10 protein-coding genes and 1 riboswitch are annotated in these 15,284 nt (G+C 48.3%); of the genes, 7 read left to right on the plus strand and 3 right to left on the minus strand.

Translation table 11 applies throughout. The annotated features are described in order from the left end of the window. Window positions 1–12: 12 nt before the first annotated feature. Complete coding sequence (locus tag LQ567_RS09270) at window positions 13–3,282, minus strand: SusC/RagA family TonB-linked outer membrane protein (protein WP_231004221.1); 3,270 nt, start codon at window positions 3,280–3,282, stop codon at window positions 13–15. Between the two features lie 589 nt (window positions 3,283–3,871). Beyond that, window positions 3,872–3,975: riboswitch (SAM riboswitch) on the plus strand. Window positions 3,976–4,121: 146 nt separating this feature from the next. Here LQ567_RS09270 and LQ567_RS09275 point away from each other — a divergent pair. Continuing rightward, on the plus strand, window positions 4,122–5,291 hold the full coding sequence (locus LQ567_RS09275; protein WP_231004222.1) for a trans-sulfuration enzyme family protein: 1,170 nt from the start codon (window positions 4,122–4,124) through the stop codon (window positions 5,289–5,291). 346 nt (window positions 5,292–5,637) lie between these two features. On the opposite strand, the gene LQ567_RS09280 is transcribed toward LQ567_RS09275, so the two are convergent. Then, window positions 5,638–6,591 (minus strand): aldo/keto reductase, encoded by a 954-nt coding sequence (locus LQ567_RS09280; protein ID WP_231004223.1) that lies wholly within the window; start codon window positions 6,589–6,591, stop codon window positions 5,638–5,640. Between the two features lie 172 nt (window positions 6,592–6,763). Here LQ567_RS09280 and LQ567_RS09285 point away from each other — a divergent pair, with 172 nt between their 5' ends. The 5 genes from LQ567_RS09285 to LQ567_RS09305 all read left to right on the plus strand — a co-directional run bounded on the left by LQ567_RS09285 (window position 6,764) and on the right by LQ567_RS09305 (window position 10,767). Next, window positions 6,764–7,294 carry a DinB family protein gene (locus LQ567_RS09285; protein ID WP_231004224.1) on the plus strand — a complete coding sequence of 177 codons (531 nt, stop codon included), beginning with the start codon at window positions 6,764–6,766 and terminating at the stop codon, window positions 7,292–7,294. Further along, window positions 7,295–8,212: a hypothetical protein gene (locus LQ567_RS09290; RefSeq protein WP_231004225.1), complete on the plus strand. Its 918-nt coding sequence runs from the start codon at window positions 7,295–7,297 to the stop codon at window positions 8,210–8,212. Continuing rightward, window positions 8,209–8,889 carry an ABC transporter ATP-binding protein gene (locus LQ567_RS09295; protein ID WP_231004226.1) on the plus strand — a complete coding sequence of 227 codons (681 nt, stop codon included), beginning with the start codon at window positions 8,209–8,211 and terminating at the stop codon, window positions 8,887–8,889. Before LQ567_RS09290 ends, LQ567_RS09295 begins: the two co-directional genes overlap by 4 nt. Before the next feature lie 384 nt (window positions 8,890–9,273). Then, entirely contained in the window at window positions 9,274–10,116 is an 843-nt protein-coding gene (locus tag LQ567_RS09300; RefSeq protein ID WP_231004227.1) for a methylated-DNA--[protein]-cysteine S-methyltransferase, read from the plus strand. 69 nt (window positions 10,117–10,185) lie between these two features. After that, on the plus strand, window positions 10,186–10,767 hold the full coding sequence (locus LQ567_RS09305; protein WP_231004228.1) for an alpha-ketoglutarate-dependent dioxygenase AlkB family protein: 582 nt from the start codon (window positions 10,186–10,188) through the stop codon (window positions 10,765–10,767). A gap of 258 nt (window positions 10,768–11,025) precedes the next feature. Here the strand turns inward: LQ567_RS09305 and LQ567_RS09310 are convergent, their stop codons facing one another. Beyond that, the gene (locus tag LQ567_RS09310) at window positions 11,026–13,083 is read right to left on the minus strand and encodes a M13 family metallopeptidase (protein ID WP_231004229.1); all 2,058 of its coding nucleotides are present in this window, start codon (window positions 13,081–13,083) and stop codon (window positions 11,026–11,028) included. 354 nt (window positions 13,084–13,437) lie between these two features. On the opposite strand from LQ567_RS09310, the gene LQ567_RS09315 reads away from it, so the two are divergent. Beyond that, complete coding sequence (locus LQ567_RS09315) at window positions 13,438–15,282, plus strand: type VI secretion system Vgr family protein (protein WP_231004230.1); 1,845 nt, start codon at window positions 13,438–13,440, stop codon at window positions 15,280–15,282. The last annotated feature ends 2 nt before the right edge of the window (window positions 15,283–15,284 follow it).

Raw genomic sequence — 15,284 nt, forward strand, 5'->3', positions numbered from 1 at the left:
GTTTAAGGTCATTTAAAAAGTAAGGTTCAGTCCGGCCGTAAGTGTTTTCATTACCGGGTAAGAATCATAGTTTTTCTGTTCGGGATCCTGGAACTCTTTCAGTTTGGAAATAGCAAAAAGATTGGTTCCGTTTACAAATACCTGTGCATTCACCAGCTTCAGCCGGTTGATCCAGCGGGCGGGAAGGGTATACCCGATGTTCAGATTTTTTAAACGCGTATAGGCACCGTTCCGCATCCAGAACGTAGAGCCATCGCTGCCAGATTCCAGCCAGTTTTGCCCCACCACACGCGGGTACTTGGCATCGGGGGTTTCCGGGGTCCAAACATCACTGGCCCAGATGGGATAATACACCCTGAAATTACCGCCCCACTGGCGGATACCGGGCCCATCCTGGTTGCTTACCATTACGTCGTAAGAGGTTACCCCCTGAAAATGCGCATCCAGTGAAATGCCATTCCAGGATACATTAAAACCAAATCCATAATTAACCCTTGGCTTCCCGTTCTTGCTCAGCAGCTGTACATCATTGCCGTCGATCCTTCCGTCGGCGCCCGGCGTGTATCCGTCGCCGCGCACGTCTTCATAGATAATGGCACCCAGGTAGGGCTTGCGGCCATAATAGTTATAGCCCTTTGCCGTAAGCTCGTCCAGCTGCTGCTGGGTACGGATAATGCCCAGCGCCTTAAAACCATAGATCCGGTCTTCGGGCTGGCCGATACGGGTACGGAAATACTCTACGCCACCCGGCCCATAGGCCACCGGCTCATCCAGTACATCCCAGCGATCCCGGGCATAGCCCAGATTGCCATACACGGAATAAGAAAATTCCTTGCCGGCCCGGTCGCTCCACTGGATATCAAATTCAGCCCCCTTGAAGGAACGCACCGCATAGTTCTCCGGTGCCGGCGTGGTACCGTAAACATCCGGGATGGCTACCACACGCGACGCCAGAATGTCCTTCATCTTATTAGTGAACACATCCAGCCGCCCGGAAAGCCGGCTATTTAATGTAGCAAAATCCAAACCGATGTTCTTATTCTCTACAGTTGCCCATGTGAGGCCGGGTACCGGAACGGGACTGGGCTGGATGGTCTTATACAACCGGTCGCCGAATACATAGGGCGTGCTGTTTTGATACGTTTCCTTGTACAGGAACCCGGGAATGGTTTGCGGATCTGCGATATTGGTATAATTCAGATCATTTCCGGTGGTACCATAAGAAGCTCTCAGTTTCAGTTCATTCAAAAATGCTACATGATCCTTAAAGAAGGATCCCTGTGAAAGCCGCCATGCCAGCGACACAGAGGGATACGCGCCCCATTTGCGGCCACTGGCAAAGGCGCTGTTGCCATCATAGCGAAGCGATGCATCCACAATATACCGGTTGGCATAATTATAATTCAGCCGGCCGATCCAGGATTGTGCAGCCCCCAATCCTTCGAGTCCATCTGCAAAGCGGTCTGCGGGATCTGCCGAATAAGGAAAGAACTGATCGATATTTGCGATGGGATTGTACGCTGTAGCGATAGAGCGGTAAAAATGATCCTGGCGCTGTTCAAACACCGCAAGGGCATCCACCGTATGTTTACCAAAACTGCGGTTATAAGTCAGGAACGCATTGAACTGGTACTTCCAGCCATTGTCCTGTTGATAGCGCAAAAAAGGTGCCTGCTGGCTGAAGTTGAAGATATTGGTTTTGTTAGGATCCGGCGGACCCGGTACGAAGCGGTTTTGCGGATCCCCTTGTATAAACACATAGTTTTTCTGGAAGGTCATATACCATTTCCGCAAAAAATCATTGGCCTCATAGTTACCCACAATTTTGGCGGCCAACCCCCGGGTGATCTTATGCAGGTTAATGTCCAGTGTTGCGATGGTATTCAATTGCCGTTTCCTGGTTTTGATATAGCGGTCGCCCATCACCTGGTCAATCACACTCCAGGCCTGCCAGCTGCCCATGGGTGTTTGTACCGGGTAATCGGTAATATGATCGGCCGGCGTTCCGTCGGCATTGATATAAAACGGATATAGCTTCGGCCAGTTAAAGGTTACCCTGTAAAAATCCGACACATCGTAATCATCGTCGGGCGAAAAGGGCCAGTAAAATTTATCCGAATTCTGCTGTGCCGCTGCAATATTCATATTGAGCTTGATATCGTTGGTGATCTTTGCCGTAATATTGGAACGCAGGTTAAACTTTTTATACCCCAGGTTTTCATAAGAACCATTTTCCCCGGTATAACTCACCATGTTGTAATAATTCAGTTTATCACTCCCGCCGGAGATATCCAGGAGATACTTTTGTACTGTTGGATTGCGCCATACCCAATCGTTTACATTATAGTTCTTGTCTTTAAAATAATTGAACTCTATTTCACCGTTGGGCAACGGGTCATTTTTTTTGTTATACTCATTGTTGAATTGCACCACCCGGTTCTGATAGATCAGCTCATCGGTGGCTGTAGTAAGATCGCTCAGCAGGGTTCTTGTGGGTGTGGATCTTGAATACGAGGTTTGAAAGTGGAGGGTCGGCTTTTGAGCCGTTCCTTTTTTCGTGGTTACTACAATTACACCGTTCCCCGCTCTGGAACCGTAAATAGAAGCCGTTGCCGCATCTTTCAGTACGTTCAGCTGGTCGATCTCATTCGGATCCAATGCATCAAATTCAGCCTTACCCTTAATGACCCCATCAATCACGTATAAAGGCTCTCCGTTGGCACCGCGGATACGGATGCTGGAACTGGCACCCGAAAGACCAGAGGTATTGGTAACCGTTACGCCCGGGGCGCGGCCTGCAAGGGTATTGGACATATTTGCAGCCGGTATATCGGTTAGTTTTTTTGTGCTGATGCTGGTAACAGCTCCCGTAAGATTGGAGCGTTTCTGGGTGCCATAACCCACCACCACCACTTCATCGAGGGCAGCGGCAAGCGCAGAAAGCCGGATCTGCAAGGTAGCTTCACTCCCTACATTTACTTCCTGCGGCTGAAAGCCGATGGCAGATATTTCCAACACATCACCCACCGTTACACTGATCCGGAACGATCCGTCGGCAGCACTGGCAACAGCCGTTGTTTTATCTTTTATTTTGATGGTGGCACCGGCAACCGGATTGCCGGAAGAGTCGGTGATCTTTCCTTCTACAGGCGGGGCCTGGATCAGGTAAGGAATGGCGTTGCCGCCAGCAGGCTTTGCGGCGTACAGTGCGTGTGCTGTTAACAAAAAACAGCACAGCAACACCGGAAAGCGCATGGCATACTTCTGGAGTCTGATTTGCATAGTCTCGTAATTTTTTAGGTTTAAGAATGAGGCATAAATGAGCAGGCGATTGAAGGCAATAGAAGGGCTACACGTTCTGCTGTATACACAGCAACGCTTTACATGCTCAGGTACTTACTTTTTTTCAGGCGTTCCTTTCTTACATTGGAATGGATGCGGGATCAAGTCTGATTTTTCAGGGTCATAGAGGTTTCGAGGTTTGTTAAAGAATAGTAAATAGCAAGACAAATGTTATCGAAAAAAAATACATCAACAAATTTTTTTCTGCATTTCCGAAATAGCATCGGCAATAAATTATTCTTTAAACAATGCACAAAGATCTTTATTAAAAAAATGCACGAAGCTTTATTGAAAGAAAAACGCTTTAAATCGATACCGGAACAAAACAAGGCACCTGTATAATGGCATAGACGGAAAGCCGTACGGTGACTGCGTTATAGCCGGTTATAAAATAACAACCTAAACGATCCGGAATCGTTATATTGCCAATTTGGGGGCCATCCGTTGATGCACCACCTGTAAAAAAAACGAAAAAAAATTTGGAGGTCTCAAAAAATAGTCTATAAATTTGCCCTAGTTCTTGAAATTATTCTTATCCAGAAAGACCGAGGGACTTGACCCGATGACGTCTTGGCAACCTCCGCATTGCGCGGGAAGGTGCCACCTTCAACCACACTTGTGGAAAGATAAGTTAGAAAAAGCCTTTTCATTTATTTGCAAAATAGTTGAATGCGCTTCTGACTTGTCGGGAGCGTATTTTTTTTGCTCCCGGCATTCCTGTCGTTCGTTTTTCCGGATGGATGTTCATGAGTTATTCTTCACTATTAAAAAACAAAAAAATGAAAGCGCAAACAAAGATCCTGCACAGTATTCCTGCCGATGAGCTTACCGGAGCCATCTCCACTCCCATTTATCAAACCTCCACCTTTGTACAGGACGCACCCGGCGTAAACCGCGGCTATGACTATTCCCGTACCAATAATCCCACACGCGCCACCTTGGAAAAACTGGTTGCCGAACTGGAAGGCGGCAGCCATGGGTTTGCATTTGCCAGCGGCCTGGCCGCCATCGATGCAGTAGTAAAGCTGCTTGCGGCGGGCGATGAGATCCTGGCAGTGGATGATATTTACGGTGGTGCCTTTCGCCTGTTTACTCATGTATACCAGAAGTTGGGGATTGGTGTGCGTTATACAGACACTACAGATGTGGCAAAGGTAGCCGCCGCCATCACTCCTAGAACCAAACTGATCTGGATTGAAACACCCACCAACCCAACGTTAAAGATCTCCGACATCCGTGCGATTGCAGTGCTTGCAAAAGCGCATCATGTGCTGCTTTGTGTAGACAACACCTTTGCTTCTCCGGCCGCACAAACACCGCTGGCGCTGGGCGCCGATATTGTGGTGCACAGTGCCACCAAGTATCTTGCCGGACATAGCGACGTGATCGCCGGGGTTGTGGTAACAAAAACGGCTGCACTCGGCGACCAGATCAAATTTATTCAGAATGCTTCCGGTGCCATACTGGGACCTTTCGACAGCTGGCTCACCATCAGGGGCATTGAAACCCTTCCCCTGCGTATAGCGCAGCATTCGAAGAATGCACAGGCCGTTGCTGAATTCCTGCAGACTCAGGATCTGGTAAGAAACGTTTACTACCCGGGGCTCTCTACGCATCATAATCATGCCATTGCCCAACAGCAGCAACAATACTTTGGAGGCGTTGTCAGCTTCGACCTCCAGATTGATGAAGCGGATGTCGCAACGCAACTGGTAAAATCAACACGCTATTTTCAATTGGCGGAAAGTTTGGGCGGTGTCAAAAGCCTGATCTGTTTACCCAGTGAAATGACTCATAAATCCATCCCTGCGGAGATCCGCCGTCGGGCGGGTGTTACCGACAGCCTGATACGGCTTTCTGTAGGGTTGGAAGATGCGGAGGACCTGATCGATGATCTGAAAAAAGCGATACGTGTAGCAACGGGGCGTTTAGCAACAGCAGCGTTTTAAAGCAGCTCAACAGGAGTTGCATTGTCCCAAAATAATCTTTCTTATTTTGGGGCGAACGCAACGATAACGGGATTGTTTCAAAAGCGCTGCAACAGACATTGGCATGTTAGTTATCCATAGAAGATTGTATTATGCATGGCGGATCATCACAGAATAAACTGACGCCTATACGACCTATCGGGAAAATTTGATAAAAGTATATTGATCTTTAATATACAAAGTTGTCAAACGTACCAACCATTCAACCATTTGGGGTTGAATGGTTGATATCGACTGCAGTCTGCATTGCGACAGGTTTTTCATATTGTACTCTTACACGTACGCCATACCTATTTGATGTCAATGCTCAGTATGCGCTCGCTACATCCAGTGTTTCCAGGGCATCTTCCGAAAGCGACAGCCGGGCTGCGTCGGTCATACTCTGCATTTGTGTTACACTGGTAGCACTTACAATGGGTGCGGTAACAGAAGGACGAGACAACAGCCAGGCAAGCGCCACAGCGGCAGGAGTAGTATGGTAGGCTTCGGACACGCCATCCAAAGCCGCCAGGATCTTCTTTCCCCGTTCATCCAGCATCTTCTTCACACCCGCGCCTCGCGTACTTTTTGTCAGATCCGCTTCACTCCGGTACTTCCCGGTTAAAAATCCGCTGGCCAGTGCGTAGTACGTGATTACCCCCAGGCCGTGTGCTGCAACAATCGGCTCATATTGTGTTTCATATCGTTCCCGGTGATATAAATTATACTCCGGCTGTAAGGTTTGATATACCGGAAGCTGTCGCTCAGCAGATGCCTTTAGCGAAGCTTCCAGCCGCTGGGGCGACATATTGGATGCACCGATCCATCGCACTTTTCCTTCCCTGATCAATTGTGCATAAGCCTCCAGCGTTTCCTCCACAGGGATCCCTTCATCATCAAAATGAGTCTGGTAAAGATCGATAGTATCGGTTTGTAACCGCTTTAACGAAAGCTCCACCTGCTTAAGGATATATGCTTTTGATGTATCCGGCTGCGGCTGACCCGCCATGCTGCCGCCAACTTTTGTAGCGATCAATACGGCATTCCGTTTGCCGGTTTTCTTCAGCCAGTTGCCGATAATGGTTTCAGACTCTCCTCCCTGGTTGCCGGGCGCCCAGTAAGCATATTGATTGGCGGTGTCGATCATATTAAACCCTTCAGCTACAAAATGATCCAGCAATTCAAATGACCTGCGTTCATCAGCAGTCCATCCAAAAACATTTCCACCAAAAACAACGGGTGCAATCTGCAGGTCGGTATGCCCAAGTGTTCGCTTATTCATATTTTAGTTTTATGCATTAAAAACAACCCGGAGCAGATATTGTTCGGAGCGGTTATATCGGTGCCGGCAATCGCCCGTCATACGGCCGCTTTGTATGCCGGAGCTTTGACCATGCCGGGAACCAACTTATGGGTTATCTTTGTAACTACACTCAATTTAAACCAGTAATAATATGAACAAATCAGCCATCCATCCCATGCCGGCATATTTCGACCGCTATATCAACCAGGTACCGGACGAACTGGAAATTGTACCCGCCATTCAAAAAAGCATCCTGGATATTTACCAGCTGGATAAAGAGAAGATCGACAGCCTGGGCGACCAGGTATATGCCCCGGGGAAGTGGACGATCAGGCAGATCCTTTTACATATTGCCGATTCGGAGCGGGTGTTCATTTACCGGGCATTGCGCTTTGCAAGAAAAGACCGCACGCCTTTACAGTCGTTTGATGAGAACCTGTTTGCCGACCATTCAAATGCCGGTGAACGCAGCCTGGAATCCCTGCTGGATGAGCTGGTAGCCGTTCGCCAAAGCTCCCTTGCCTTTTATAAGAATCTTAATGATGAGCAACTGCTGGCCATTGGCCATACTTATAATACCGAAATGTCGGTACTGGCGATGGGCTTCACGATTGTAGGACACCAGGCGCATCACTTTAAGATCATCGAAGACCTTTATTTCCCGTTGCTGAATGCCCAATAAATGAATTTTTATTTCCGTTTGCAATTCCGGTTACTCAACCGGCAGATAAAGGACTTTGGCCTGCACCCCTTATGGGGATGGCTGCTGGGTGCCGCAGGCTTTGTGCTGCTCTCATGGTTGCTGTTTTCAAAAACCGGTATGGCCATCTACCTGTACCTGTTCGCCTGTATCTCCTGGCTGCTGCAACTCAGCAACCGGAGCAGGACCAATTTCCTGCGCATCACTTTTCCGCAGGGATCCCTGCGCCGGATAAGACTGGTTGAAAATGCGGTTGTAGCCGCCCCCTTTGTACTGTTTTTACTTTTTAAACAATCCTTTATTGAGGCGCTGCTGCTCATCCCTGCCGCCTTATTGTTAAGTTTTATCGACCATGCACCGCGCATCGGTACAACCATTCCAACCCCGTTTGGAAAAAGGCCTTTTGAGTTTCTCACGGGTTTCCGCCAGTTGCTGCTGCTGATTACCGCAACCTACCTGCTGGAGGGCATCGGTATTTTTGTAGACAATTTCAATCTCTGTCTGTTTGCGCAGGCGGCCCTGTTCCTGATGATCTGTTCCTTCTATACCAAACCGGAGCCCTTGTTTTATGTATGGAACTTCGCCTATAGTCCCGCCGGTTTTTTAAAAGAAAAAATAAAGACCGCTATATGGCATACCAGCATCTTAACGCTGCTGCCCCTGGCAGCACTGCTGATTGCTTATCCGGAAAAATGGTGGCTCGCCGGCGGTATTCAATTATTGGGCTATGCGTATATCATACAGATCATCTTAGTAAAATATGTGGCCTATCCCGGCGAGATCCAGTTGGTGCAGCTGCTCATCTTTGCCGCCAGTATTTTTTTTCCGCCTCTGCTGCTGGGGCTGATTCCATTTTTTTATTCCCGGTCTGTTAACCGGTTAGCAATTTACCTTTCATGATCCAGATAACATCCCTTTCCAAGAGCTTCGGCAATCAGGTTGTTTTAAAGAATATTTCCGCTACGTTTAATACCGGCGGTGTATATGGCATTGTTGGAGAAAATGGCGCGGGAAAAACCACCTTGTTTAATTGTATTGCAGGCATTGAGGCACACGAGGGACAGATTACGGCCCATCACACGCCGCTAAAGAACCACCTGGGCTTCCTGCAAACAGAACCGTTTTTCTTTTCAAAGATCACAGGGGCCGAATACCTGAAGCTGCTTTGCAGGGCAAGACATAAACCCGTTGTACAACCGGAACAAAAAAACATTTTTGAACTGCCGCTGAATCAATATGCAACCACTTATTCTACCGGCATGAAAAAGAAACTGGCTCTGATGGCAATCCTGATGCAGGAGAATGATTACTTTATTTTAGACGAACCCTTTAACGGAGTAGATATACAAAGCAACCTGCTGATCACCGCCATTATTCAAAAGCTGAAGGCATTGGGCAAAACGATTCTGATTTCTTCGCATATCTTTTCCACCCTTCATGAAACCTGCGACGAAATATACCTGCTCCAAAACGGTTCCTTTACAAAAAGAGTGCTGCGGGCCGATTTTGATTTGCTGGAGCAGGAAATGAAACAGGTATTCATCGGTAATAAGATCGAACAACTGGCGTTGAAATAAGCCGGAAACAGCTGCTTCTTGTTATTTCTTTAACACTTCCGCCGGCTAAATTACCCGCCTTCATTTATTAACCTAAGTCAAGGGTTTTCTGATAAAAAAACAGTTGCTTTGCACTACAATTTCAAACACACAACTGGCTGCTTTATAAAGGATTTAAATATACCATTATCCCTACATAAAAGATTGAGAATCTATCAAAGACAGCCGGGAGTGTTCATCAGAACACTCTTTTTTTATACGCCTTTCCATAAGATCCGGTTTATTTAATAGGCTTACAGCATTTTTTACCGGCTATATGATTGCCGGAGCTCCTGTTGCAATAACGCAAGATTCGGGTTTCCTTTTACATTGCAGGCCCTCAATTTTGTGTTATAAATTCGCATTATGAAAGTACAGGAAGAAATAAATTTCACTAAGGTAGCCACCGCTATTGAATACATCCGCAGCCATTTCAGGGAGCAGCCCGATCTGGAAGCCATCGCAAAGGCGACCCATACCAGTCCTTATCATTTTCAACGCATCTTTACCGACTGGGCCGGGATCAGTCCGAAGAAATTTTTGCAATACATCAGCCTGGAACATGCCAAGCAGGTTTTAAAAAACCACCAGGCATCAGTTGCAGATGCCGCCTTCGACACCGGGCTTTCCGGAACCGGGAGATTACACGACCTGTTTATCAATATTGAAGGGATGACACCCGCCGAGTACAAAAACGGCGGTAGTAACCTCCAGATCCATTACAGTTTTGCGGCAAGCCCTTTTGGCAACCTGCTGGTAGCCTCCACCTCCAGGGGCATTTGTTATATGGCTTTTTATGAAGATGCACAAGCGGCATTACAGGAATTAAAACAGCGGTTTCCGAATGCCGGCTTCCAGGAGCGGCTGGATCAGTTGCAGCAGAACGCGCTGTACATTTTTCAAAACAGTCCTGCGCCGCTGCCGGAGATCAAATTACACCTGAAAGGCACCGACTTTCAGCTAAAGGTTTGGGAAAGCCTGCTGAAGATCCCCATGGGGCAGCTGACCACCTATGGCTCGCTGGCCGCACAGATCGGAAGCCCGAAAGCATCCCGTGCCGTGGGTACCGCTATCGGAAGCAATCCCGTAGCTTATCTTATCCCCTGCCACCGCGTCATCCAGTCTACCGGGCACACCGGAGGTTATATGTGGGGCCCTTCACGCAAGATGGCCATCATTGGCTGGGAGCAGGCCAGGACTAAAGATTAAGTTCTAAAATTCTAAATTCTAAATACTAAAAAGGCTGCGGTTGCAGGCTCTTAAAATGCGATTTCATATATGCAGAATCTACTGCCGTTCGACGGCATTGTAAACTATTATGGCCGGATCTTTACACCGGAAACAGCAGATGCTTATTTTAACCGGTTGATGGAAACCATCCAATGGAGGAATGATGAAGCCGTGATCTTTGGAAAGCGGATCATTACCAAAAGAAAGGTGGCCTGGTATGGCAATAAAGAATTTGCATATACGTATTCCAACGCTACCAAAACAGCATTAGCCTGGACAAAGGAACTGCTGGAGTTAAAACAGCTGAGTGAAGAAAAAACCGGCGAGCAGTATAATTCCTGTTTGCTCAATCTTTACCATACCGGTACGGAAGGCATGGCCTGGCATTGCGATGAAGAACGGGAGCTAAAGAAAAACGGGGCCATTGCCTCACTAAGCTTTGGCGCAGAACGGAAATTTGCCTTCAAGCATAAAACCAGCGGAGAGCGGGTAGATTGTTTTTTAGAACATGGAAGCCTGCTGGTGATGAAGGGTACTACCCAAACCCTCTGGCTGCACCGGCTGCCGCCTACAAAAAAAGTGCTGATACCCCGGATCAATCTTACTTTCCGGACGATCAGGGAGCATTGAGTGTTGAGAATCGAGAATTCAGAATCGAGAATTCAGAATTGAGATACCAGTCTTCACTAGCCGTCAACTTGCAGCCATCCGCCGTCAGCTACCGGCTATCTGTTAATAATCGCATGTGTGAAAAATTTGTTTTTGTTTTTTGGTTCTTAGTGCTTAGGATTTAGTATTTATAACTTTAGCATTTGCCTTCTCCCCAAAAAAAGAAGCCATCCTGACCAGATCAGGACGGCTTTTTCTAACAAAATAAACAAAAACAAATCACCAGATTTTTGCCCGTTCGTTTTCAGGCTTATACATTTTATCACCCGGCTTTACATTAAAAGCTTTATACCAGGGGTCAAAATTTGTTAACGGCCCGTTGCCTCTCCATTCAGCGGGTGCATGCGGATCAATCTTGATCAGCTGTTTTGCACGCTCAGGGGTCGACTTACTTCTCCATATCTGGCCCCAGCTCATAAAGAAGCGCTGATCCGGTGTAAAGCCGTCGATCAGTTCATTTCCCTGCCCTTGTTTGGTTTTCTTAAAGGCATCATAGGCAATGGCGATCCCGCCCAGGTCGGCGATGTTTTCACCCAGGGTAAGTGCCCCGTTCACATGTACAGAATCCAGCACTGTATAACGGTTGAACTGTTCTTCCACCATCTTTGTCTTCTCGCGGAACTTTTTTTCATCCTCAGGTGTCCACCAGTTTTTAAGATTACCGTCTGCCGCATACTGTGCGCCCTGGTCGTCGAAGCCATGCGTCATTTCATGCCCGATCACCGCACCGATACCTCCATAATTCACCGCATCATCCGCGCCAAAATCAAAGAAGGGGAATTGCAGGATGGCCGCCGGAAAAACGATTTCATTAAACGCGGGGTTATAATAGGCATTTACGGTATTGGGCGTCATACCCCATTCGGTACGGTCTACCGGTTTCCCCAGTTTGGCCAGGTTCCGTTTATATTCAAAAGCCGCGGCGTTCAATACATTCTGTGCATAGCGATCCGGAGCGATCTCCAAACCGGAATAATCCTTCCAGCGGTCGGGATAACCGATCTTTTTCATAAAGGCGCCCAGTTTGGCTTCGGCCTTCTGTTTGGTGGCATCACTCATCCAGTCGAGATTCTTGATCCGGTTGCTGAAGGCATCCTGTAGGTTCTGCACCAGTTCCATCATCTTCTGCTTAGCCTCCGGTTTAAAATACCGGTCTACGTACAGCTTTCCCAGTTGTTCCCCAATCGCATTGTTGATCACCTGCATCACCCGTTCCCATCGCGGTTTTTGCTCTTTTTGTCCGCTCAGGGTCTTATCATAAAAATCAAAATGCGCTTCATCAAAACTCCGGCCGAGGTAGGGTGCCATACTGGAAAGCAGGTTGTAGGTGAGGTAGGCTTTCCAGGTATCCAGCGGTGCGGAAGTCAGTAATCCCGAAAGCGCCTTATAGTACTGGGGTACGGTAACCAGCAAGCTGTCCTGCCCGCTAATGTCCATTTTGGCAAAAACATCTTTCCAGGCGATACCCGGTGTTTGCCGGGAAAGCGCATCCAGGCTGAATTTATTATACATTTTTTGCGGATCCCGCATTTCCTTCGGATACAGGGAGGCCGCCGCCAGTTTCTGCTCCAGGTCAAAGATGGACCGGGCACTTTTTTCTGCGTTTACCGAATCGGTTCCGCCCAGCTGCAGGATCTTTTTGATATAGGCCTTATAGGCCTCGCGGTTCTTTTCCGCGCCGGCATCCTTGTCGGTATAATAGTCTTTCGACGGCAATCCCAGTCCGCCCTGTGTAAACTGGATGATGTTTTGGGAAACATTTTTGTCATCCGGCCCGATAAAATTAGGAAACACCGTTTGCAGCCCCGTTTTACCGTTTGCTATGATCACATCCAGCAGCTGCTGGGGGCTGCTGATGGCGTTGATGGCATCCAGTTGCTGCTGAAGTACACTACTGCCGGCCTTATCGATAGTTGCCGTGTCCATACCGCTTTTATAAAATGCCGCAACATTGGACGGAGCCGTTCCTGCTGTTGCCTTTTCTTTTGCAACGTCCTCCAGCAGGGTATGTACGGATTTATTGGTTTTATCCCGCAGCTCATCAAAGCTTCCCCAGCGGGTTTTATCACCGGGTATCGGCGTATTCCGCACCCAGGTACCATTAACATACAGGAAAAAATCATCCCCGGGTTTTACAGTCGTATCCATATTCGCCCTGCTCAGATAGGCAGTGGCCGGTTCCGCAGCCGTTGGCTCCGCAGGCTTGCCGGTATTAACACCGCAGCCCGCTGCTCCGGCCACGAGGGCCCCCGCTACAAATATTTTTTTGTATTGCATATGCTATCAAATTATCCGTCAAAGTTAACTAACAGGTATTGTATCAGGTATATATTTACACAAACGGTAAGCCGGCCGGGGGAAACACCACCAGCGCCTCCGCTCCTCCATCAATGGTTCAACATCAACTTAATCCGGGTTAAGTTATTTTTAAACCATTGTCACCTGTGGGGTTCCGGTTCATATTGGTATAAACTTTGTGCCTTTATCCATGTCTTCCTTTTTTATAAGAAATACCCTTTTTGTGAAACAGGAAACCATCCGCCGGAGGCACCGCAGCCCTTCGCCTTCCGCCGGAAAGTTCTTTCAACATTCCTGCGCCCATGCATTCCATAACCGACAAAAAACTTATTTATGGCTCAGCTTACCCAACCCGTGTTCAGCATCAACGGCAAACCCATTGCTCAATTCACGGCGTTTTCTTTAAACCAATCGATCTTTGACCATCATCGTTTTACGCTTACCTGTCCGGCACAAACCATCGACGGAAAGGCCGGAATTTTCAACACTTCCAAAAATATGATCGGCGCCTCTTTTGGCGCACGGATCGCGGGCCCGGGAACCGCCGGCGCCTTATTATTCAATGGCATTGTAACCGGAGTGGAAACAGCGCGGTTTACCGGCCATCACGGCGACGTAATCATCACCGGGTACAGCCCTACCATTATCCTGGACAGTGGCCCGCATTGCAAAAGCTGGGAAAAAAAAGCGGTTAAAAACATCGCGCAGGATGTGCTTAAATTTTTTCCCCAGAACCTGCTGGAGCCAAAGATCCAGGTAACATATGGAGAAACCCTGGCCTATATGGTGCAATACAAAGAAACCGCCTGGCAGTTCCTGAAACGGCTGAGCAGCACCTTTGGAGAATGGCTATACTGGAATGGGCGGAACCTGGTAATGGGGCAGCCCTCCGGCGACCAGACCGCCGCCCTCGTATACGGCAGCCATCTCAGCAGTTTTAATATATCGCTGCAGGCGCGGCCCACGCACATGCAGATGATGGGTTGGGATTATATGAACAGCCAGGTATATACGAGCGCACCCAATGGCATTGAACAGAAGGCGGGGCTTAACCCCTGGGGAGAACAGGTCTTTAAAGCCGGACAGGCGGTTTATGGCACCCAGCCCAAACTCTGGAACAACCAGTTCCTGACCAATAAGAAACAACAGGATGAACTGCTCAATATCCGCAGCGCCATGGAAAGCAGCCGTTTGGTACGGTTTAACGGACAAAGCGGGCACCCGGGTGTTGCTGTGGGCGGAACCATTGAGGTAAGAGGTAATAATGTTTTCAGCAGCCAATCGGAAGGATATGGTGATTACCTGGTTACAGCGGTGAATCACTATGTGGATGCACAGGGAAATTATGAAAATGATTTTTCTGCCGTTCCGGCCAGCATAAAAATGCCACCGGTTGAAATGCAGCAGGATCCCGTTTGTGAAACGCAGAGCGCTATTGTTACGGATAATAATGACTACAATGGCCTGGGACGGATCCGGGTAAAATTCCATTGGATGAACGGATCGGAGCGCACCCCCTGGATCCGCGTAACCACACCGCATGCAGGAGGAGGTAAAGGTATGTTCCTGCTGCCCGAAATCGGTGAAGAGGTAATTGTAGGATTTGAAGGCGACAGTGCCACCAAGCCCTATGTGATCGGTGCCGTATATCATGGAAAAGCCAATAACAGTTTCGGCAATGCCGGCAATGATGTAAAAGCCCTTCAAAGCCGCAGCGGGAACAAACTGGTGCTGAACGATAATGAAGGCAGTGTGCACCTGACGGATAAAGGCGGTGCCGACATGAAATTTGACGGTGCGGGCAATGCCGTTACCAATACCAACAGCGATTATACCGTAAATGCCGGCGCCAATCATACCAGCAAAGTGGGAACCAATCAAACCAATAAAGTAGGCTCCGTTCAAACCAACAACGTGGGTGAAAAACATACTACAGATGTAGGCAACGGCAGCAGCGTGCTTACCATGGACAATGCCGGCAATGTAACCATCAACGGGAAGACCAGCGTAAAAATTGCCGTGGGCGCCCACCAGCTCATCATCGACAATTCCGGAAAAGTAACGCTCGACGGCGCCAACCTGCATGCCACCATGACCGGCCAGGTAAATATGAGTGCCCCCAACAATCATATAAAAGGAATTACCAAACTGGATGGCGGCGATGTATTTGTAAACTAACA

This window comes from Niabella pedocola, assembly GCF_021044425.1.
In the GTDB taxonomy this organism is placed as follows: domain Bacteria; phylum Bacteroidota; class Bacteroidia; order Chitinophagales; family Chitinophagaceae; genus Niabella; species Niabella pedocola.